18 protein-coding genes are annotated in these 21,525 nt (G+C 66.6%); 7 read left to right on the top strand and 11 right to left on the bottom strand.

Annotated elements, in window-relative coordinates; all coding sequences use genetic code 11:
• Nucleotides 1-43: 43 nt before the first annotated feature.
• Nucleotides 44-838 carry a ZIP family metal transporter gene (locus tag AC1RP5_RS16165; protein ID WP_493112144.1) on the top strand — a complete coding sequence of 265 codons (795 nt, stop codon included), beginning with the start codon at nt 44-46 and terminating at the stop codon, nt 836-838.
• A 66-nt stretch (nt 839-904) separates the two neighbouring features.
• On the opposite strand, the gene AC1RP5_RS16160 is transcribed toward AC1RP5_RS16165, so the two are convergent.
• Nucleotides 905-2,095 carry an acetyl-CoA C-acyltransferase gene (locus AC1RP5_RS16160; protein WP_493112142.1) on the bottom strand — a complete coding sequence of 397 codons (1,191 nt, stop codon included), beginning with the start codon at nt 2,093-2,095 and terminating at the stop codon, nt 905-907.
• A gap of 78 nt (nt 2,096-2,173) precedes the next feature.
• A complete protein-coding gene (locus AC1RP5_RS16155; protein ID WP_493112141.1) occupies nt 2,174-4,270 on the bottom strand; it encodes a 3-hydroxyacyl-CoA dehydrogenase NAD-binding domain-containing protein in 2,097 nt (698 codons plus the stop codon).
• 181 nt (nt 4,271-4,451) lie between these two features.
• Here AC1RP5_RS16155 and AC1RP5_RS16150 point away from each other — a divergent pair, with 181 nt between their 5' ends.
• Nucleotides 4,452-5,456 carry a Bug family tripartite tricarboxylate transporter substrate binding protein gene (locus tag AC1RP5_RS16150; protein ID WP_493112139.1) on the top strand — a complete coding sequence of 335 codons (1,005 nt, stop codon included), beginning with the start codon at nt 4,452-4,454 and terminating at the stop codon, nt 5,454-5,456.
• 162 nt (nt 5,457-5,618) lie between these two features.
• On the opposite strand, the gene AC1RP5_RS16145 is transcribed toward AC1RP5_RS16150, so the two are convergent.
• Nucleotides 5,619-7,004 carry an amidase gene (locus AC1RP5_RS16145; RefSeq protein ID WP_493112137.1) on the bottom strand — a complete coding sequence of 462 codons (1,386 nt, stop codon included), beginning with the start codon at nt 7,002-7,004 and terminating at the stop codon, nt 5,619-5,621.
• A 45-nt stretch (nt 7,005-7,049) separates the two neighbouring features.
• Nucleotides 7,050-8,138, bottom strand: coding sequence for a mandelate racemase/muconate lactonizing enzyme family protein (locus AC1RP5_RS16140; RefSeq protein ID WP_493112135.1), 1,089 nt, complete (start codon nt 8,136-8,138; stop codon nt 7,050-7,052).
• Nucleotides 8,139-8,409: 271 nt separating this feature from the next.
• Here AC1RP5_RS16140 and AC1RP5_RS16135 point away from each other — a divergent pair, with 271 nt between their 5' ends.
• On the top strand, nt 8,410-8,919 hold the full coding sequence (locus AC1RP5_RS16135) for a fasciclin domain-containing protein (RefSeq protein WP_493113380.1): 510 nt from the start codon (nt 8,410-8,412) through the stop codon (nt 8,917-8,919).
• 128 nt (nt 8,920-9,047) lie between these two features.
• The gene (locus AC1RP5_RS16130; RefSeq protein WP_493112133.1) at nt 9,048-9,608 is read left to right on the top strand and encodes a dihydrofolate reductase family protein; all 561 of its coding nucleotides are present in this window, start codon (nt 9,048-9,050) and stop codon (nt 9,606-9,608) included.
• A 33-nt stretch (nt 9,609-9,641) separates the two neighbouring features.
• On the opposite strand, the gene AC1RP5_RS16125 is transcribed toward AC1RP5_RS16130, so the two are convergent.
• Genes AC1RP5_RS16125 through AC1RP5_RS16105 form a run of 5 tightly spaced genes read right to left on the bottom strand, consistent with a single transcriptional unit; the run spans nt 9,642 to nt 16,076 of the window.
• Nucleotides 9,642-12,950 carry an error-prone DNA polymerase gene (locus AC1RP5_RS16125; RefSeq protein ID WP_493112132.1) on the bottom strand — a complete coding sequence of 1,103 codons (3,309 nt, stop codon included), beginning with the start codon at nt 12,948-12,950 and terminating at the stop codon, nt 9,642-9,644.
• Nucleotides 12,951-12,954: 4 nt separating this feature from the next.
• Entirely contained in the window at nt 12,955-13,395 is a 441-nt protein-coding gene (locus AC1RP5_RS16120) for a type II toxin-antitoxin system VapC family toxin (RefSeq protein WP_493112130.1), read from the bottom strand.
• Nucleotides 13,392-13,664, bottom strand: coding sequence for a FitA-like ribbon-helix-helix domain-containing protein (locus tag AC1RP5_RS16115; RefSeq protein ID WP_493112128.1), 273 nt, complete (start codon nt 13,662-13,664; stop codon nt 13,392-13,394). Before AC1RP5_RS16115 ends, AC1RP5_RS16120 begins: the two co-directional genes overlap by 4 nt.
• 14 nt (nt 13,665-13,678) lie before the next feature.
• On the bottom strand, nt 13,679-15,328 hold the full coding sequence (locus AC1RP5_RS16110) for a Y-family DNA polymerase (RefSeq protein ID WP_493112126.1): 1,650 nt from the start codon (nt 15,326-15,328) through the stop codon (nt 13,679-13,681).
• A complete protein-coding gene (locus AC1RP5_RS16105) occupies nt 15,246-16,076 on the bottom strand; it encodes an ImuA family protein (RefSeq protein WP_493112124.1) in 831 nt (276 codons plus the stop codon). Before AC1RP5_RS16105 ends, AC1RP5_RS16110 begins: the two co-directional genes overlap by 83 nt.
• 144 nt (nt 16,077-16,220) lie before the next feature.
• On the opposite strand from AC1RP5_RS16105, the gene AC1RP5_RS16100 reads away from it, so the two are divergent.
• Nucleotides 16,221-17,063, top strand: a complete 843-nt coding sequence (locus AC1RP5_RS16100; protein ID WP_493112122.1) for an MBL fold metallo-hydrolase — start codon at nt 16,221-16,223, stop codon at nt 17,061-17,063.
• A complete protein-coding gene (locus tag AC1RP5_RS16095) occupies nt 17,050-17,868 on the top strand; it encodes an aminoglycoside phosphotransferase family protein (RefSeq protein WP_493112120.1) in 819 nt (272 codons plus the stop codon). Before AC1RP5_RS16100 ends, AC1RP5_RS16095 begins: the two co-directional genes overlap by 14 nt.
• On the opposite strand, the gene poxB is transcribed toward AC1RP5_RS16095, so the two are convergent.
• Together poxB and AC1RP5_RS16085 are read right to left on the bottom strand one after the other, a co-directional pair.
• Nucleotides 17,858-19,579 carry a ubiquinone-dependent pyruvate dehydrogenase gene (poxB, locus tag AC1RP5_RS16090; RefSeq protein WP_493112118.1) on the bottom strand — a complete coding sequence of 574 codons (1,722 nt, stop codon included), beginning with the start codon at nt 19,577-19,579 and terminating at the stop codon, nt 17,858-17,860. The two genes, AC1RP5_RS16095 and poxB, sit on opposite strands and share 11 nt — an antisense overlap.
• A gap of 94 nt (nt 19,580-19,673) precedes the next feature.
• On the bottom strand, nt 19,674-20,363 hold the full coding sequence (locus AC1RP5_RS16085) for a GntR family transcriptional regulator (protein WP_493112116.1): 690 nt from the start codon (nt 20,361-20,363) through the stop codon (nt 19,674-19,676).
• Nucleotides 20,364-20,463: 100 nt separating this feature from the next.
• Between AC1RP5_RS16085 and AC1RP5_RS16080 the strand changes: the two genes are divergently transcribed.
• Nucleotides 20,464-21,522, top strand: coding sequence for a TauD/TfdA family dioxygenase (locus AC1RP5_RS16080; protein ID WP_493112114.1), 1,059 nt, complete (start codon nt 20,464-20,466; stop codon nt 21,520-21,522).
• The last annotated feature ends 3 nt before the right edge of the window (nt 21,523-21,525 follow it).

Raw genomic sequence — 21,525 nt, 5'->3', positions numbered from 1 at the left:
GCTCTCTCGCCAGACCGTTCTTCGTGTCGGTGAGGGAGTTCCGATGTTTTCGACATTTGCCGCGTCGTCACCGATCCTGGCGGGGGCGCTGGCCAGCCTTCTGGCGGGCCTCGCCACCGCGATCGGCGCGATCCCGATCCTCGTCATCCGCAAACTCTCGGATCAGGCACAGGACGTCATGCTGGGCTTCGCCGCCGGCGTGATGCTGGCGGCTTCGTTCTTCTCGCTGATCATTCCCGGCATCGACGTGGCGCAAGAGCAGGGCGCCTCAAAGCTGGGCGCCGTCACGCTGGTGATCGCCGGCATCCTGTTCGGCGCGACGAGCCTCTGGATGGTCCATCGCTACCTGCCGCACGAGCATTTCGTGCTGGGCCGGCAGGGGCCGCTGACCCAGCGCGTGCGGCGCATCTGGCTGTTCGTGATCGCGATCACCCTGCACAACTTTCCCGAAGGATTGGCGGTCGGCGTCGGTTTCGGCGGCGACGATCTCGGCAAGGCGGTGGCGCTGGCCATCGGCATCGGCCTCCAGAACATGCCGGAAGGGCTGGCCGTCGCCGTCGCGCTGCTCACTTTGAACTACAGCAAGGGGCAGGCCTTCTTCGTTGCGCTGCTGACCGGACTGGTCGAGCCGATCGGCGGCCTGTTAGGCGCCGGCGCCGTCACCATCGCACAATCGCTCCTGCCCTGGGGGCTGGCCTATGCCGGCGGCGCGATGATCTTCGTCATCAGCGACGAGATCATCCCCGAAACCCACCGCCGCGGCTTCGAGAACCACGGCACCGTCGGCCTTATGATCGGGCTCGTGCTGATGATGTTCCTCGACGTCATGCTGGGCTGAGCGCGCAAAGAAAAAGCCTCCTCCGCCGGAGCAGAGGAGGCTCTTTCCGAACCTATTCGCCGAAGCTTACTGCACGACCTCGAACAGGCCGGCGGCGCCCATGCCGCCGCCGATGCACATGGTCACGACGACGTTCTTGGCCTTGCGGCGGCGGCCCTCGATGAGGGCGTGGCCGGTGCAGCGGGCGCCGGTCATGCCGAAGGGATGGCCGATCGAGATCGAGCCGCCGTTGACGTTCAGCTTCTCGTTGGGGATGCCGAGCTTGTCGCGGCAGTAGAGCACCTGCACCGCGAAGGCCTCGTTCAGCTCCCAGAGGTCGATGTCGTCCATCTTGAGGCCGAAACGCTTCAGGAGCTTCGGGATCGCGTAGACGGGACCGATGCCCATTTCGTCGGGCTCGCAGCCGGCGACGACCAGGCCCTTGTAGATGCCGAGCGGCTTCAGGCCGCGCTTGGCGGCTTCGGCATCGCTCATGATGACCGAGGCCGAGGCGCCGTCCGAGAGCTGGCTGGCGTTGCCGGCGGTGATCCACTTGTCGGGACCGGCGACGGGCTGCAGCTTGGCGAGACCTTCCAGCGTCGTGTCGGGACGATTGCCCTCGTCCTTGTCGAGCTTCACCGTCTTCTTGGTGGTCTCCTTGGTGTTCTTGTCGGTGACCAGCATCGTGGTCTCCATCGCCACGATCTCGTCGTCGAACTTGCCGGCCTGCTGGGCGGCCGCGGTGCGGAGCTGGCTCTGCAGTGAGTATTCGTCCTGCGCCTCGCGGCTGATCTTGTAACGGGCGGCGACCGTGTCGGCCGTCGTGATCATGGCGTGATAGATGCCCGGAACGTGTTCCTGCACCCACGGGTTCACCAGGCGGTTCTTGTTGCCGCCCGGAGGGCCCTGGACCAGCGACACCGACTCGAGGCCGCCGGCGATCATCACCGGCACCTTGTCGACCAGCACGCGCTGGGCCGCCATCGAGATGGTCTGCAGGCCCGAGGAGCAGAAGCGGTTGACGGTCACGCCCGAGACGCTGACCGGCGCGCCGGCGCGCATGGCGGAAACGCGGGCGACATTGGAGCCCGTGGTGCCTTCCGGCGCCGCGCAGCCCAGGATCACGTCCTCGACTTCGCCGAGGTCGACCTTGGCGCGCTCGGCGGCATGCTTGATCACGTGCGCGCCCATGTCGGCGCCGTGCGTGTCGTTGAAGATACCGCGGAACGCCTTGCCGATCGGCGTGCGGGCGGTGGAGACGATTACTGCATCAGCCATTTGAGTTTCCTTCCAGATAGAACCTTGGTGCCGCCTTTCCCCTCCCTTCGACAGGGAGGGGGCGCCGGCGAATTGACGTCAGACGCTAGAGAACTTCTTGCCTTCCTGCACCAGCTTCTTGAGCAGCGGTGCCGGTTCCCAGAACGGGTCGCCGGAAGCGTCGCGGTACTTCAGCAGCGCGTCGTGGATGGTCTTGAGGCCGACCACATTGTCGGCCCACCACATCGGGCCGCCGCGATAGACCGGCCAGCCGTAGCCGTTGACCCAGATAACGTCGATGTCGAGCGAGCGCTGGGCCATGCCCTCTTCGAGGATCTTGGCGCCCTCGTTCACCATCGGATAGAGCGCGCGCTCCAGGATCTCCTGGTCGGAGATGGCGCGGCGGGTGATGCCGAGCTTCTTCGAGGTCTCCTCGATGATCTTCTCGACCTCGGGGTCGGGGATCGGCGTGCGGTCGGGCAGATTGTACTTGTAGTAGCCCGCGCCGGTCTTCTGGCCGAAGCGGCCCATCTCGCAGATCGCATCGGCGACGTAGCCGGTGTAGCGGACGTTGCGCTTTTCCTTGTCCTTCTTGCCCTGGCGGATGCGCCAGCCCACGTCGTTGCCGGCGAGGTCGCTCATCGCGAACGGGCCCATCGGGAAGCCGTAGTCGTAGATCACCTTGTCGATCTGCTGGGGAAGGGCGCCTTCCTCCATCATGTAGGCCGACTGCACGCCGCGCATCCGCAGCATGCGGTTGCCGACGAAGCCTTCGCAGACGCCGACGAGGACCGGAATCTTGCCGATCTTCTTGGAGAACGACATGACCGTGGCGATGACGTCATTCTCGGTCGCCTTGCCGCGCACGTTCTCCAGGAGCTTCATGACGTTGGCCGGCGAGAAGAAGTGCATGCCGATCACGTCGCCGGGGCGCTGCGTGTAGGAGGCGATCTGGTTGACGTCGAGACCCGAGGTGTTGGTGGCCAGGATGGCGCCGGGCTTGGCGACCTCGTCGAGCTTCTTGAAGACGGCTTCCTTGACTTCCATCGTCTCGAACACCGCCTCGATGATGACGTCGGCGTCCTTGAGCGCGTTGTAGTCGAGGGTCGGCGTGATCAGCGCCATGCGCTTCTCGACGTCCTCGGCCTTCATGCCGCCACGCTTGGCGGTGTTCTCGTAGTTGGTGCGGATCGTCTTGAGGCCGCGGTCGAGCGCTTCCTGGCTGGTCTCCAGCATCGTCACGGGAACGCCGGCATTGGCGAAGTTCATGGCGATGCCGCCGCCCATCGTGCCGGCGCCGATGATGCCGCCGGTCTTGATCTCGCGCTGCGGCGTGTCGGCCGGCACGTCCTTCACCTTGGCGGCCTCGCGCTCGGCAAAGAAGTAATAGCGCTGCGCCGCCGACTCAGACGAGGTCAGCAGTTCGGTGAACAGCTCGCGCTCGCGCTTCATGCCTTCGTCGAACGGCAGTTCGACGGCGGCCTGCACCGTCTTGATGATGTTCCACGGCGCCTTGAAGCCGCGCGCCTTGCGGGCGATCGACTTCTCGGTCTCGGCGAACAGGTCCGGCGATTCGAGGTTGACCGTGAGGTCGCGGACGCGGCGCAGCGGCGCCTTCTGCGCCAGCAACATCTCGGCATGAGCGATCGCGCCCTTCAGCAGGTCATCGCCTTCGACGATGGCGTCGACGATGCCCTTGCTCTTGGCTTCGGCGGCCGGGATGTGACGGCCCGAGAGCATGGCGTCGAGCGCGTACTTGGCGCCGGTCAGGCGCGGCAGGCGCTGAGTGCCGCCGGCGCCCGGCAGGAGGCCGAGATGCACTTCCGGCAGGCCCATGCGCGTGGTCGGCATGGCGACGCGATAGTGCGCGCCCAGCGCCGTCTCGAGGCCGCCGCCCAGCGGCGTGCCGTGCAGGGCCGCGACGATCAGCTTGGGCGAATTTTCCATCGTGGAGATGACGTCGTTCAGGTTCGGGCCCGACGGCGGCTTGCCGAACTCGCGGATGTCGGCACCGGCGATGAAGGTGCGGCCGCCGCCGATCAGCACGATGGCATCGACGCTGGAATCCTGGCCGAACGCCTCGACGCCCTCCTTGATGCCGGCGCGCACCGCCGAGGCCAGCGCATTCACCGGCGGATTGTTGATGGTGAGGATTCCGATCCGCCCCTCTTTGGAGCGTATGACAGCGTCGGACATGGGCGTTCTCTTCCCTGATGAGTGCCGGTTTGGACGGGTGGTCTTAGCAATCTCTGACTGCGCCGCCCAGCGGTCACGGGTTTCGCCGTGCGGAGATAGGTGCAGATACACAGCCTAGCCGCTCCCAAAAGCAGCCGCTATGCATCGCCGCATAAAAACGAAACTGGGAGGCTATGAGAAAATGTCCAACGTAACGACCACCCGTCGTGGCCTGCTGCGGGCCGGTGCGGGCGCCAGCCTGTTCGTCGCCGCGCCGTCGATCGTGCGTGCGCAAGGTGGTGCGTGGCCCAACAAGCCGATCACCATCATCGTGAATTTCCCCGCAGGCGGCCTCACCGACGGCATCGCGCGCGCCTTCGGCCAGTCCGTCAGCCAGGCGACCGGCCAGCAGGTGATGATCGACAACAAGCCGGGCGCCAGCGGCAATATCGGCGCGGCCCTCGTCGCCCGCGCGCCGGCCGACGGCTACACCTTCCTGCATTCGGTCTCGAGCACGCTCATCCAGAACCGGGTGATGTTCAAGACGCTGGGCTTCGATCCCGACAAGGACCTCACCGTCGTCTCCGGCACTTCCTCGGGCGTGTTGCCGGTGGTCGTGCACAAGTCGCTGCCGGCCGAGGTCAAGGACCTGAAGTCGTTCATCGAGTACGCCAAGAAGAACAAGGTGAACTTCGGTTCGTGGGCGATGGGCTCCTCGGCCCACATTTTCGCCCAGACGATGAACGAGAAGTACGGGCTCACGATGGAGATCGTGACCTACAAAGGCGAAGCGCCGATGTGGCAGGACATGGGCGCGGGCTCGCTGCAGGCCGCCATGGGCAGTCCGCAGGCGATGAACGCGCTGATCGTGAAGGGCGACGTGCGCGGCATCGCCGCGCCGTCGCGAGTGCGCGCCCGCGCACTGCCCGACACGCCGACCTCGCGCGAGCAGGGCTTTGACGACGATGCCTTCACGGTCTCCGGCTGGCTGGCGCTGGCGGCGCCCGCCGCGACGCCCAAGGACATCGTGAAGAGGATGTCCGACCTGTGGGTGGCCGCCGCCGATTCCGAGCCCGGCAAGAAGATGATGGACAGCTTTGCCCTCGTGGAGAAGCCGATGGGCCACGAGGAAGTCATGATCGACTACGAGCGCCTGAAGGCGACCCTCATCCCGCGCATCGTCGCGCTGGGCATGAAGCCGGAGTAGCTAGCCGCACCACCTCACCCTGAGGAGGTCGCAGAGCGGCCGTCTCGAAGGGTGGGCATCAGACGCGGTGCTCGTGCCCATGCCCATGCTTTGAGACGCGCTCCTGCGGAGCGCTCCTCAGCATGAGGTGGGTGGTGGAATATCCACCACCCTCGAAGAGGCTCAGGCCGCGACCCGCTTCAGGTTCTCGTCGAACCAGCGGGCGAGGCCGGTCATGCGGGCGTCCTCGTGCTGCTGGCCCATGAGCTGCAGGCCGACCGGCATGCCGGCGACGCTCATCAGCGGCACGGTGACGACCGGCGAGAACAGCATCGAGCTCGGCGCGTTGAACACGAAGTCGCCGGTGGGACGCGGCGCCAGCGGTTGGCCCGGCACGTCACCGGCCCAGACCGGTGCGGGGCCGGGGCAGGACAGCGTGATCGCGGCATCGGCCAGCGGCGCCATGGTCGCGTGCATGCGCTGGGCGTTCTGTCGCGCCAGCAGCGCCATGCGATAGTCGTCCATGGTCATCTTCTCGGCTTTGGCGAGCGTCGCCTTGGCGCGTTCGCTGACGCCGGCCGGATTGTTGTCGACGATACCGCGCTGGCCCCAGCGATTCTCCCAGCTCGTGACGCCACCGCAGACGTTGCGGCCGTTGGCGATCGATTGTTCCAGCGCCTCGACCCAGGGATGATCCTTGCGGCGGATCAACTCGATGCCGGCATCGCGGAGCTGCTTCAGCACGCCGTCGAAGGCCGCCTTGGTAGGATCGTCGACCTCGACCCAGCCCTCGGTCTCCAGCACCACGAGGCGGTTGGGCTTCACGGCGGCGGGGAGCGAGGAGGGGCCCATCAGGCCGACTTCGCCGCGATCGCCGCCGGCGCGCTTGGCGATCTCGATCGCGACCTGCCACATGTCCTGCAGCGAGTTGGCGTGCGGGCCGTGCGTGCTCTGGCTGGTGGCCTGGCGCTCGCCGCGATTGATGCCGCCCTGCGTCGGCTTCAGCGCATAGTTTCCGCAATAGGCGGCGGGACGGATGATGGAGCCGCCGACCTGCGTGCCGATGGCGGCCGGCACCATGTTGGCGCCGACGGCCGCGGCCGAACCGGAGGACGAACCGCCCGGCGTGCGGGTGGCATCGAACGGATTGGTCGTGGCGCCGGGATGCGAGCCGCCAAGTTCTGCCGTCACCGCCTTGGCGAGGATCACCGCGCCAGCCTGGCGCAGCGCCCAGACGGCCGCGTTGTCGCGCTTGGGGAAATTGCCCTTGAAGGCCTCGCAGCCCATCTGCGTGGGCATGTCCTTGGTCTCAAGCAGATCCTTGATGGCGAGCGGCATGCCGTCGATCGAGGAGAGCGGCTTGCCGGCCTTCCAGCGCGCGGCGCTGGCGTCTGCGGCCTCGCGGGCGCCGGCTTCGTTGATCGCGGTAAAGGCCTTCACCACCGGCTCGCGCGTCGCCACCGTCTCCAGGCAGCGGTCGAGATAGGCGCGCGGCGTATCGCTGCCGTCGGCGAATCGCTTCGCGGCGTCGTGGAAGGTGAGCGGCTTGAAGTCCTTGTACGCGGTCATCGCTGATCAGTCCTCTATGGTTCCCGTCGACCCTAGCACGCGATCTCAGCGCACCCGATAGCGCTCGATCGCGTCGGGATCGAAAGTGAAGCCGAGGCCGGGGCGGTCCGGCACGGCGATGCAGCCGTCCTCGACCTTGATCGCCTCGCGATAGAGCTTCGACGTCCACGGCATGTATTCGAGCCAGGTCGTGTTGGCGAAGGCTCCGAGGATGCCGATGCTCTGCTGCGTGAAGAGATGGTTGGAGATCGCGATGTCGTGCGCGGCTGCCAGATGCGCCACCTTCACGAATTCGCTGACGCCGCCGACCCTGCCGAGGTCGGCCATCCAGATGTCGGCCGCACCGTGCGCCAGCATCTCGCGGAAGCCGTAACGCGTCGCCTCGGTCTCGCCGCTGGCGATCGGCGTGTCGAGCGCCGCCGCGACCCGGGCCGAGCCGCGATGGTCGTAGGGCGCGACCGGCTCCTCGAACCAGGTGAGGTCGAAGGCTTCGAGCTTGCGGCCGAGCCGGATCGCATGGTCGGCGGTGAAGCCTCGGCTGGCGTCGCACATCAGCGAGACCCTGGGGCCGATCGCCTTGCGCACCGCGGCGACGCGTTCGACGTCTTCCTCGACGTGCTTCTTGCCGACCCGCATCTTCACGCCGCCGAAACCCTCGGCCATGTAGCCGGCCGCTTCCTTCGCCAGCTCGTCGGGTGTCGCGGAGAGCCAGAGGCCAGCGCTGGAATAGACGGGGATACGCTCGTGCGCGGCGCCCAGCATGTGGGTGACCGACTGGCCGAGCGCCTTGCCCTTGGCGTCCCACAAAGCGGTGTCGACACCGGCGAGACCGAAGATCGTTACGCCCTTGTGGCCAAGGAAATAGAGCTCGCGCCACATGCGCTCCCAGAAGCGCTCTGCATAGCGGATGTCTTCACCGACCAGCGCGGGCTTCAGGCTATCGACCATCGCGCGCAGCACTTCGATTCGCCGTCCTCCCAGGGTGAACAGGAAGCTCTCGCCGGTCACGCCAACGTCAGTGTCGACGAAGATCAGCACCGCGCCGATGCGGTCGTTGCTGACGCCGCTCGAATTGCGCGTCGGCCGGTCGAGCGGCACCTCGACGAGGACGGTCCTGAGATCGGTAACGCGCATGACGCTTCTCCCTTGGATCACTTAATTCGTTCTCGACGCCGTCACGAAAGAGTGTGAGGCGCGCGATGAACCGGCTTTGGAACAAGGGCGTACCACACGGTGAAGAGGCTGCAAGACTTGTAGTCCTCTCGGGCCGGCGGCGAGCGCGCCGTCGTCGGTCACAAGACAGAAGAAATCATCCAACTGGAGAAAACATATGCTCAAGCGTCATACGCTGATCGCGGCTGCGGCCCTGTGCGTGCTCTCGGTCGCTCCCGCCTTTGCCCAGACGATGGCTCCGGCCGCGTCGGCGCCGGCCAACCCGATGGTCGGCGGCGCGCCGATGTATGCCAACAAGACGATCGTCGACAACGCGGTCAATTCCAAGGATCACACCACGCTGGTCGCCGCCGTGAAGGCCGCGGGCCTCGTCGAGACGCTGCAGGGCCCGGGCCCGTTCACCGTCTTCGCGCCGACCAACGCCGCCTTCGCCAAGCTGCCGCCGGGCACCGTCGAGATGCTGGTGAAGCCCGAGAACAAGGCCAAGCTCACCAAGATCCTGACCTGCCATGTCGTCGCCGCCAACGCGATGTCGCCGGCCATTGCCAAGATGATCGCTGACGACAAGGGCACGCATCCCGTCAAGACGGTCGGCGGCTGTGTGCTGCAGGCCAAGATGATGGGCGACAAGATCACGCTCACCGACGAGAACGGCAACGTGGCCACGGTGACGATCGCCGACGTGAAGCAGTCGAACGGCGTCATCCACGTGATCGACACGGTCCTCCTGCCGAAGGGCTAAAGCCCCATCCTTCGGCGAGTGGCGGCGGCGGGGCTTTTCCCCGCCGCTTCCATTTGCGCTAGGCTGCGCCGCATCCATTCGCCGGGGCGTCCGTTACCCGGCGAATCAGGTGTTTTCAGGGGCAGGCCATGACCAGACCGCGCATCGAGGGATTCGCGATCATTTCCAGCGAGGGCATGATCGCGGCTTCGGATGGCTCGTTTCCCGAGAACCTGAAGATTCCGGCCGACCAGAAATTCTACCAGGACTCGGTCGACCGCGCGTCCGCGGTCGCCAACGGCCGGCATTCGTCCGAGGGCGGGCCGAAAGAAGCCGCGCGCCGGCGCATCGTCCTGACGCGCCGCGTCGAGCGTGTGATCGCCGATCCGGCCAACACCAACGCCGTGTTGTGGAATCCCGCCTCGGCGCCGTTCGAGGAAGCGTGGCTGAAGCTCAACATCCAGAATGGGACCCTGGCCGTCGTCGGCGGCACTGACGTGTTCGGCCTGTTCCTCAACATCGGCTACGACGCCTTCTACCTGACGCACGCCGAGGGCAGCGTGCCGCGCGGCCGGCCAGTCTTCCCCGGTGTCGGCAAGAACGCGACGGCGGAAGAGGTGCTGCAGAAGCACGGGATGGTGCTGCGTGAAACCCGCATGCTCGACGCCGCGACGAATACGCGGGTCGAGGTGTGGGTGCCGAAGGGGTAGAGAAAGCGCGCGCAAGCAGGCCGGCCGTCAGACTCAGTGGAAGTCCCGGCTATGGATGCGGATCTTGGGCCGGTCGAGGACGATGCGGCTGCGGTCGTAGTCGGGTTTGGATGGCGCACTCCTGCTGGAGCGATGGCGCGTGGCATTGGCTTCCGCGACCTTCACCCGGCGGTCGCCGGGATCGGTGCGGACCTCGTCGCCGCGACCGCGGGTCAAGTGGAACAGGTCGAGCTCGGAGATCGAATCGAGGTCGGCCGAAAGATCCCACACCTGCTCGGCGACGAGATGGATCACCTTGTAATCTTTCTCCCCCTGGCATTGGACGCGACCGCGCACGCCCATCAACCGTGCGCCCATCACAATGCGACGATGCGCGTCGAACACCTTGGGCCAGACCACGAGGTTGGCGATGCCGAACTCGTCTTCCAGGGTAACGAACACCACGCCCGAGGCCGTGCCCGGTCGTTGTCGCACCAGCACGAGGCCGGCCAGCGTGAGAAGGTCGTTGTTTCCGGCGGCTTTCAACGCTTCCGTGCTGGAGAGCCCCCGTGTCGCAAAGGTTGCCCGCAACAGCTCCATCGGATGCGAGCGCAGCGACATCGAGAAGCTGCTGTAATCGTCCACCACCTGCTCGCCGAGAGTCAGCGCCGGCAAGGTGACGGTCGGTTCGAGGTCGCGCATCTGCGGCTGTCGGTCGAGCAGTGGCAACTGTCCATCCGAGAAGCCGCGCACCGCCCACAACACGTCGCGCCGCGTAAGGCCGAGTGACGCGAAGGCATCGGCGCGGGCCAGGGCGATGATCTGCCGCTTGGTGAGGCCACTGCGCCGCCACAGGTCGGCGGGATCTCGATAGGGTTCGTCGCCGCGCCGTTTGACCATCCTGTTGGCCGCTTCCTCGGAAAGCCCTGTCACCTGGCGTAGGCCAAGGCGAAGTGCACAGCGATTGTTCTTCCCGGGCTCCAGTGTGCAGTCGTGGTCGCTTGCGTTGATATCGGGCGGACGCACCTCGACGCCATGCTCTTCCGCGTCGCGCACGAGCTGGGCAGGTGCATAGAAGCCCATCGGCTGGGAGTTGAGCAAAGCCGCGGCGAAGACCTCGGGATAGTAATGCTTCACGTAGGACGAGGCATAGACGAGGATCGCGAAGCTCGCGGCGTGGCTTTCGGGAAAGCCGTACTCGCCGAATCCCTCGATCTGCTTGAAGCAGCGTTCGGCGAATTCCTCTTCGTAGCCGTTTCCTTTCATGCCTTCGATGAAAGGAGCCTTGAACTTGTAGATCGTGCCGTTGTGCCGGAACGTCGCCATGGCGCGGCGCAGTTCGTCGGCCTTCTCCGCCGAAAAGCCCGCGCCGACCATGGCGATCTGCATCGCCTGTTCCTGGAACAGCGGGACCCCCAGCGTCCGCTTCAGGACAGCCTTGAGCTCCGGCTTGGGATAGATGACCGCGTCACGATTGGCCCGGTTCTTCAGGTAGGGGTGAACCATGCCGCCCTGGATGGGGCCCGGCCGCACGATCGCCACCTCGACGACCAGATCGTAATACTCTCGGGGCTTCAGGCGCGGCAACATCGACATCTGCGCCCGGCTCTCGACCTGGAACACACCGACCGAATCGGCGCGGCACAGCATCTCGTAGACCTTTGGATCGTCCGGCCGCATGTTGAGGGACAGCTTTTCTCCGAAATGCCTGTCGATCAGGGCGAACCCCTTGCGCAGCGCCGTCAGCATGCCGAGCGCCAGCACGTCGACCTTGTAGATGTTCAGCACGTCGAGATCGTCCTTGTCCCACTCGACGACGGTGCGCTTCTCCATCGCAGCATTCTGGATAGGCACCAATTCATCGAGGCGGCCCTCGGTCAGCACGAAGCCGCCGACATGCTGCGAGAGATGGCGCGGGAAACCGCACAGGGCCGCCGACAGTTCGAGCGCCAGCATGATGCGCGGGTCCGTCGGATCGAGGCCGGCCTCGCGCACATGCTCGACCTTCACGCCGCTCGATCCCATGCCCCACACCGTGTCGGCCATCACGCCGACCGTGTCGGGTGAGAGGCCCAGCACCTTGCCGACTTCACGGATGGCGCTGCGACTCCGGAAGGAGATCACCGTCGCGGCCAGGGCAGCCCGCTCACGGCTCTTGGTGTCGTAGATCCACTGGATGATCTGTTCGCGGCGCTCGTGCTCGAAATCGACGTCGATATCGGGGGGCTCGTTGCGCGTATTGGAAAGGAAGCGCTCGAACAGCACTTTCGTTTCCTTTGGATTCACCGAAGTGATGCCAAGACAATAGCAGACCGCGGAATTGGCCGCCGAACCGCGTCCCTGGCAAAGGATTTCGCGCCTGCGGGCTTCCATGACGATCTCGTGCACCGTCAGGAAGTAAGGCGCGATTTCCTTGAGGGCGATGAGTTCGAATTCCTTTCGGATCGTGCTCTTCACGTCTTCAGGAACACCATCCGGATAACGCCAGTCCGCGCCCTCCCAGGTGAGGCGCTTGAGCTTGTCCATCGGCGTCTCGCCACCCTCGTAGACGACCGGATACTGATAGGTGAGCTGTCGCAGCGAGAAGCCGCAGCGCTTTGCGATCTCCTGCGTGGCCGCGATCGCATGCGGATGGCGGCGGAACAAGCGCGCCATCTCGGCCGGGTCCTTGAGATGGCGCTCGGCACTGGCGAAGCGGCGGAAGCCCAATTCCTCGACTGTGCAGCCCAGCCGAATGGCCGTCACGACGTCCTGCAGCGCCCGCCGTTCGGGGACGTGATAGTGCACGTCGTTGGTGGCGACGAATTTGACGCCCGCTTCCGTGGCGAGGTTATCGAGCTGGGCCAGGCGGCGTGCATCATCACCGCGATAGAGCATGGAGGCCGCGAGGTAGCAGCGATCTTCGAAAAGTTCTGCGAGCTTCCGTAGTCGGTCACGAAAGGCCTGCTCCTCCGGTTTGCGCGGCGGCAGCACGATCGCCACGAGACCTTCGGCATACTCGACGAGATCGTCGAAGCCGATGTCGCACTGGCCTTTCTCTGTTCTGCGATTGCCCAGGGTCAGTAGGCGGGACAGGCGCTTGTAGGCGTCGAGATCGGTCGGATAGACGAGCAGCGAATAGCCGTCGCGCGTTTCGAGACGGCTGCCGACTAGAAGCTTGATCCTGTCCATCCCGGGATCTTTGCGATGCTCCTCATGGCGCGAGGCCGCGAAGGCGCGCACGACGCCGGCCAGCGTATTGCGGTCGGTGATACCGATAGCGGTGTGGCCGAGCTCGATGGCGCGTTCGACCAGCTCCTGCGGGTGCGAGCCACTGCGCAGGAAGCTGTAGTTGGTCGTGACCTGGAGCTCGGCGTAGTCCATGGCATCAGGGATCGACGAGTTCGTGCGCCCGGGAAAGCGGCACGCCATGCACTCCGATCCCCTCACTCTTCAGGGCCTGCAGGAAATCCTCGTCGGCACTGACCAGCGGCGCTTTCACGGCTTCGGCACAAGCAGCGTAGAAGCATTGATGAACCGGCCGGCCGCACTGGAGCGCGATGGCGAGCGCCCGCGTGCGCAATTGCGGCGATTCGACGAAGGCCGAGACGAACGAGGGCAGCGCGATGTTGCGCACGATCGGTTCGGCCTGCTCGACCGTGATCTCGCCACGCGTCGCCTTCTTCCAGGCCAGTTCGGCGACGCCCGCGATCAGGATGTCGGGCGCGATCACCTCGTGCCGGTTGGCCAGCAGCGAGCGCGCCTGCGGCCGCAGCGGCTCCTCGACGAACCATTTGATGGCGACGCCGGGATCGACGACGACGATCATTGCCGACCTCCGGCCTGGAGCGCGGGAGTCCGCATCGGCGTCATGGCGGCGATGCGGTCGGCCTCGGCCAGCGCATTGAGCACCAGCGGTTGGCCCGACGCATAGGTGAGCAGGTCTCGCAGGTCCGATTCGAGCGAGCGGCCCTTGGCGCGCGCATGGACTTTCAGGCGATCGATGATCGCGACGTCGAGGCCGCGGATGGTGAGTGTGGTGCCACGCTTGTTCGTCGCCTTGACCGTTGTCGTTTCCGTTTCCGTTGCTGCTTCCATTTTCCTCTCCCCTTTCAGGCGCAAAAACCGTGGAGGAACCAGCGGGCCGTCGGCTTGCCGTCGGCGGCGAGCTGGTAGGGCCCGTCGCGGAACAGCCAGAAGCGGCCGCCGTCATCGTCCTCCACGCGGTAATAGTCGCGCACCAGCGGCAGGGTGCCGGCCGGCGGGCGGCTGCCGTCGGAGCGAGGCCGCCACCATTCGTCGGCAATCCGCTCCGGCCCGTCGGCGCGCACGATGCGATGGGCATGGCGCCGCCAGCGGAACAGCGACGGCGGATCGTCCGGCACGAAGGCCGTCACCTCGACCGGCTCGGGCCGCTGCAGCAGGCGGGTCGGGCGCGCGCCCTTGAGGGTCGCGACGCGCCGCCAGGCGCCCGCCGCGGCAGGCTTCATCGAAACGGGCGCGGCGACCTGGACGCGCTCGGGCAGATGGCTGTCGCGCGTCAGCAGCCGCACGACATTCTCCGCGCCCAGCCGCAGCGCCAGCCGGTCGGCGAGATCGATCGTGCCGTCCGCGCCGGCGGCGACACCGGGCGAATCCTGATCGGGCAGCGCGTCCTGCGTGCCGCTCCACGCCTCGACCTCGGGCGCCGAGAGGATCATCAGCTCGACTCCGAAGCCTGGATCGAGTTCGCCCAGCCTCTCCTCGAACAGCTTCATCAGCTTGGGATTGTCGCGGTTGGGGCGGCTGGTGCCGATCGACGTGCGATCGACCGAACCGTCGACGCGGTAGAGCGCGATCTCGAGCTGGCGCGCGCCGACGCCCGCCTGCTCGAACTGCCGGCAGAGGGCAGCCAGCAGGCGGCTGGTCGCGGCGGTTATGTCCTCGGCGCGGCCGATCGGCTCGGCAAAGGCGAGGCGCGTGCGGAAGGCCGGCGGCAGGCGGCGCGGCTCGATCGGCTCGTCGAGCGTGCCCAGCGCCTGGTCGACGCGGCGCACCGGCTGGTCGCCGAAGCGGCGGACGAGCGGCGCGCGCGGCATCGGATAAAGGTCGCCGATGCGACGCAGTCCGAGCTTCAGGAAGGTCTCCAGGATCGGAGGATCGAGACGCAGTCCCTCGACCGGCAAGGACGCCAGGGCGCTGCGCTGGCCACGCGCGGGGCAGAAGAGATCGGCCTGGCGTTCGGCGAAGCGCGCCAGCGCCCAAGCCGCGCCCGCCGTGTCGGCCATCGCGGCGCGGCAGGAAAGATCGCGGCGGGCCAGCCGCGTGACGAGATCGGCCAGCAGGGCACGCTCGCCGCTTTCGCCCTCGCCGAACAGATGCGTGCAGCCGGTCACGTCGAGCAATAGGCCGGCATCGCCGCCGAAGCCGCCGGCGCTGCAGGCGGTTTCGATGTCCTCGGCCAGTGCGCCGCCCGTCGGATCGATCGCGACCCAGGGCGTATAGCGATCGCACCAGTTCGCGATCGTCTCGATCAGGCGAAGATCGGCCTGCGGTTCGGCCGCTTCGGTGACGAGATCGGGCAGCAGCGCGCGCGCATCGGCCAGCCGCATGCGCGCACGCAGGCCCGCGGCACGCGCGTGCGGATTGAGGGCGGCAAGACGCGGGCAGCCGTCGCGCCAGACGACGGTGGCGGCGGCTCTATCCGACCATTCTTTCTTCGAAGCGCGCGCCAGCCGGTCCGTGGAGAGCTTGGGGAACCACAGCGAGACAATGCGTTTCATCGTTCCACTCCAGGAGCCAGGACGGTGTTTCATCGGCGGACGGCGTGCCGAAGCGGTTGCGCCGGAGTTCGAGGCGCCAGCGCGCGGCGCCGACATCCTTGAGACCCGGCGTCGAGCACGACGACGCGGAGGTGATCCGCCAGCGCGTCGCGCACACGCTTTGCGGCGGTGCGGGCTGGGCGCGCAGCAGCAGGGCGGGCACGCCGTTCTTCTCGGCCGCGAGCGACAGGCGCCGGCCGGCCGTGGGATCGGCGGCGCGCGTCTCGCCCACGACGGCTGCGATGCCGGGACAGCGCAGCCCTTCCTCCATCGCCCAGAAGAGATCCTCATCGCGCGACGCCGTGACCATCAGCAGACGCGCCGGATCGAACCAGGAAGAGAGCGCCGGGGCGTAGGGTGCGGCATCGAAGATGCCGGTGGGACGGCGGCACCACAGGATCGTGCCCGGCCCGAAGCGGCCGAGCAGATGGGCGGCAAAGCCCAAGGCCGCGCCATCGTGTGGCGCCACGCGGCCGGAGGGAGCCGGGCCCGCCTCGATCTCGTGCAGGGCGCCCGTCAGCAATCCGCCTTCGGGCAACAGCGCGTCGATGGCGGCAATACCGAGCGGGACCGCGGCGGCCCGTCCGCGTCGCTGGACGCTGTGGGAGCGCTCCAGCCGGCGCACTTTCTCGCGCAGGGCGGCAGGCAGCGGGGCGGCCAGATCGTTGGCGGCAGGGGAAGCAGGGATATTCGGGGAAATGACCGGCATCGCCCCCTCGTCAGGCTGGAATGGGATTGGGGATAGAATGTTCTTCTTTTGTTCTATTTCTCCTTCGGGCGAGAGTCAACGGGAGTCAGTGCTGGCATATCGCCTGCATCTGGGGAGAAGCTGCCGTCCAGCCACGGAGGCCCCATGACTCTTCGTTTGTCCGTCGCCGCTCTTTGCGCCACCGCCTTCGCCCTGCTGGCGGGACCGGCGCTGGCGCGCTGTTCCAAGAACCTGGTCGAGCTCGGCCCCACCCTGCAGGGGCGGGGCGTGCAAATGGCCTCGCTCGACGGGACGCAGATGGCGGCCGACACGGCGAGCCGCGCCATCGTCACCTTCCTCGGTCATGCCAGTTTCGAGATCGACACGCCGCAGGGCGTGCGCGCGATCACCGACTACAACGGGCTGAACGGCTTCGGCCGCAAGCCCGACATCGTGACGATGAACAACGCGCACTCGACGCACTACACCGACACGCCCGAGGACGGGATCACCTACGTGCTGCGCGGCTGGCCCAGCGAGAACGGCGAGACCGAGGCGCGCCACGACGTGTCGCTGAAGGACCTCAAGGTCACAAACCTGCCGACCAATGCGCGCGACTGGGGCGGCGGCGCCGCGCGCATCAACGGCAACTCGATCTTCACCTTCACCATCGGCGATCTCTGCATCGCCCATCTCGGCCATCTGCATCACCGGCTGACCAAGGAACATCTCGACGAACTCGGCCGCATCGACGTGCTGATGGTGCCGATCGACGGTGCCTACACGGTCGGCCTGCCGGTGATGGTCGAGGTCATCCGCCAGGTCCAGCCGCGCATCGTGCTGCCCATGCACTATTGGGGGCGCGGCCAGGTCGCGCGCTTCGAGGAGCTGATGGCCGACCAGGACGCCGTCTTCGTCTGGCCCAACAGCCGCACCATAGAGGTCGCACACGACACGCTGCCTGAGAAGCTCACCGTCTACGTCGTCGGCGGGAATGGCGGCGACTGATCCGGCCGATCCCGCACCTTGGCTCGCACGCTGGAATCTTTCAGCCGACGGCGAGCTGCTGAGAACCCACAGCAGCCTGCTGCTGCCGGTGCGACATGACGGCGTGCCGGCCATGCTGAAGATTGCGCATGAACCGGAAGAACGTCGCGGCTGCCGGTTGATGGCCTGGTGGGATGGCGATGGCGCTGCCCGCGTGTTGGCTGAGGACGACGGCGTGTTGTTGCTCGAACGCGCCACAGGTCCGCGCTCGCTGGCCGCGTTGGCGCGCGCCGGCGGAGACAGCGACGACGAGGCAACGCGCATCCTCTGCGAGGCCACGAGACGCTTGCACGATCATCGCGCGCCGTTGCCGCCAGATCTCGTGCCGCTCGACATCTGGTTCAAGCCACTGCTTCAGTCATCGAACCGGGATGACCTCATCGCCGAAGCACGCGACGTCGCCCGCGATCTATTGGCCGTGAAGCGTGAGCCCGTGGTGCTCCACGGCGACATCCATCATGAGAACGTGCTGGATGCCGGTCCGCGCGGCTGGCTCGTCATCGATCCAAAGGGCCTGCGGGGCGACCGCGCTTTCGATTTCGTCAACATCCTGCGCGATCCCGACGAAGCGACGGCTCTCGCTCCCGGCCGCTTCGCGCGACAGGTCGAGGTCATCGCCACAGCCGCCGCTCTCGATCGCACGCGGTTGCTGAAATGGACACTCGCCTTCACCGGTTTATCGGCCGTGTGGATCCTCGGCGATGGCGACGAGCCCCGGCTCGATCTCGCGATTGCCCAGCTTGCGTCGACCGCGCTCAGATCCTGAGATTGGTCCGTGCGAGATCGATGAGTTCCTTGGCACGGCCGTCCATCACGGCTCGCATCAGGAACATGCTGAAGCCGTAGGCCTGCTCGAGCGTGGTCTTGGGCGGCATGACGAGTTCCTGGCGGGCGCTCACCACGTCGACCAGCACGGGACCCTTGTGGGCCAGCGCTTCGCGCAGCACGCCTTCGAGCCTGGCCGGGTCCTCGACCCGGAAGCCCTTTACGCCCATCGCCTCGGCCATCGCCGCGAAGTTCGGGTTCTTGAGATCGACCGCGGTGTCGACGAAGCCCGCCGCCTTCATCTCCAGTTCGACGAAGCCCAGGGTGCCGTTGTTCAGCACCACCACCTTCACCGGCAGGCCGAGCTGCGAAAGGCTGATGAAGTCGCCCATCAGCATGGCGAAGCCGCCGTCGCCGGACATCGACACGACCTGGCGTCCTTTGTGCGACGCCTGCGCGCCGATCGCCTGCGGCATCGCGTTGGCCATCGAGGCATGGTTGAACGAGCCGATCAGGCGGCGCTTGCCGTTCATCTTGAGATAGCGCGCCGCCCAGACCGACTGGGTGCCGACGTCGCAGGTGAAGATCGCATCCTCGTCGGCCAGCTCACTGAGCAGGCGGGCGACATATTGCGGATGGATCTGCTTGCCGTCGGGGCGGCCTTCGGCGAGTTCGTCGAGATCGGCGCGCGCCTTGCGGTAGTGGGCGAGGGCAGCGTCGAGGAAACTACGGTCCGTTCTTGCCTTGAGGCGCGGCAGCAACGCCGCGATCGTGTCGCCGACATCGCCCACGACGCCGATGTCGAGGCGGCAGCGATTGCCCAGGCTTTCCGGCCGGATGTCGACCTGCGCGACGCGGGCCTTCTCGGGATAGAACTGGCGGTAGGGAAAGTCGGTGCCCAGAAGCAGGAGCGTGTCGCACTCCTTCATCGCAGCATAGCCCGACGAGAAGCCGATCAGGCCGGTCATGCCGACGTCGAACGGATTGTCGTACTCGACATGCTCTTTGCCGCGCAGCGAGTGCACGATGGGGGCGTTCAGCGTGCGCGCCAGTTCGACGACGGCATCATGGGCGCCGGCGCAGCCCGCACCGCACATCATGGTGACCTTGCTGCCGCCGTTGAGCAGGTCGGCCAGCGCATCGAGGTCGGCGTCGGAGGGGCGGACGACCGGCGGGCTGGGTGCAAACCATTTGCCGGCCTCGACCTCCGTCTTGAGCAGGGCGACGTCGCCCGGAATGACGATGACCGCCACGCCTTTCTCGGCGATGGCGATGCGGATCGCCTTTTCCAGCACGCGCGGCATCTGCTCGGGAACGCTGACGGTCTCGACGTAATGCGCACACTCGGCGAAGAGCTGCTCCGGATGCGTCTCCTGGAAATAGTGTCCGCCGATCTCGGCGCTCGGGATATGCGCGGCGATGGCCAGCACCGGCACGCGGCTGCGGTAGCAATCGAACAGGCCGTTGACGAGGTGCATGTTGCCGGGGCCGCAGCTTCCCGCGCAGACGGCGAGCTTGCCGGTGAGATGTGCCTCGGCGCCGGCGGCGAACGCGCCGGCTTCCTCGTGGCGCATGTGGACCCAGTCGGGCTTCTTCATCCGGCGCAGCGAGTCGGTGAAGCCGTTCAGCGAGTCGCCTGCCACGCCGTAGATGCGCTCGACGCCTGCTGCCAGCAGGGTTTCGGCCATGAGGTCGGCAATCGTCCGTGCCATGTGTCGTTTCCCGTTCACGCTAGAAGTGGACGCAAGGCGCGCCATCTCGCGACCATAGCGCAGTTTGCGTCGGCCTCACGCCCCGGGAAACGTATCAACCCTGTCGGGCGGCCTCGGCCGTGGCGTCCGCCAGCATGCTGAGCGCGGTGTCGCGGGTGTCGAACACGAGTTGGCGGGCAAAGCCCTCGGCGTCCTTGGCATTGCCGGCGAGGATCGACTGGACGAGGCCGCGCCAGTTGGCGATCGATTGCTGGCGGCGTTCGACGGTCGAGAGGCTGAGCTTGGTGTAGCGCGCGGTCTGGCGGCCGAAGGACAGGACCAGGTCGGCCAGCCGCCGGCTGCCGGCGTTGCGCACGCAGAACTCGCTGATCGCCAGGCTGGCGCGGGCATAGGCCTCGGCATCGTCGAACGCTCTTTCGAGGTCGGCGTACAGACGCTCCAGTTCGGGTCTTCCGGCAGCGGGAAGGGCGGCCACCAGACGCTCGCAGGCCAGGCCCATCAGCCGGGCGCGGATGTCGAAGATGTCCTGGACTTCGTCGGCGCTGAGCGCCGTCACCTGCGCGCCGCGCTGAGGCAGGATCGTCACCAGCCCCTCGCGCTCGACGATGCGCAGCGCCTCGCGGACCGAGGCCCGGCTGACCCCGAAGGCAGAGGCGAGATCGACCTCGCGCAGCTTCTGGCCGGGGCTGAATTCGTTCTCGACAATGGCCTGCCCGATCCGCACCGCGATCTGCGCGGGCAGGGTGGCATAGATGTCGTAGGTCTTCTGGATAGGCATCGCCATGGATTGGAACCGTCTAGCGGGATTTCCCTCTTGCTTCCAGCGACTCCGTGCCTGAATGTCCATAATTAATAATGTCGACATTCAGACGGAGGATGGCCCCATGAAGGAAATGGAACTGGAGGAAGTCGTCGGCCGCTCGGCCTGGCTCGGTCAGGACCTGCAGAAGAGCGACGAGTGGATCTACCGGCTGAGCGACTCCGAGATCGCCGAACTCGACGCGGCGCTGCGCCATCTCCAGTCGACGGGCAAGCAGATCCCGGACATCGGCAAGGAAGACTTCCCGCTGAAGCAGTTCGGACGGACGCTTCGGCTGATGCAGACCGAGATCGAGAACGGCCTCGGCATCCTGCTGCTCCGCGGCCTACCGCGCGACCGCTACAGCGCCGAGGAGATGGGCCTGATCTACTGGGGCATCGGCGCGCATTTCGGGCGCGCGGTGGCGCAGAATGCGCAGGGCGACGTGCTGGGTCATGTCCGCGATCTCGGCCGCGACCAGTACAAGGACATGCATGCGCGCGGCTACCAGACCGCTTCGCTGCTGCCGTTCCACAACGACTCCTGCGATATCGTCGGCCTCTGCTGCCTCGAGACGGCACAGAGCGGCGGTCTCTCGGCGGTCGCTAGTTCGGTCGCCGTCTACAATGCGATGCTGCGCTCGCGACCCGACCTCGTGAAGGTTCTCTCGCAGCCCTTCTACGCCGACCGGCGCGGCGAGGAGTCGATGGGGCAGAAGCCCTATTACATCACGCCGATCTTCATCTGGCACAAGGGCCGGATGTTCAACCGCTACAACCGCACCTTCATCGACTCCGCGCAGCGCTTCAACGAGGTGCCGCGCCTCACCGAGCTGCAGATCGAGGCGCTCGATATGATGGCGGCCTATTGCAAGGATCCGGTGTTCCGCCTCGACATGAAGCTGGAGCGCGGCGACATCCAGTTCGTGAACAATTACTGCGTGCTCCATTCGCGCACGGCCTACGTCGATCACGCCGAGCAGGAGCGCAGGCGGCACCTGCTGCGCCTGTGGCTGCGCACGCCGGCCTTCACCGACTATCCCGCCTCGCTGCGCGACCGCTACGAGGACATGGACAAGTGGCGTAGCAGCCCGCGTCCGCCGTCCTACAACTTCGTCACCATGAAGGAGGTGACGACCCACTGACGC

The sequence above is a fragment of the Reyranella sp. GW821-FHT12G01 genome (assembly GCF_058806575.1).
This window is presented reverse-complemented; position numbering and strand designations above follow the sequence as displayed.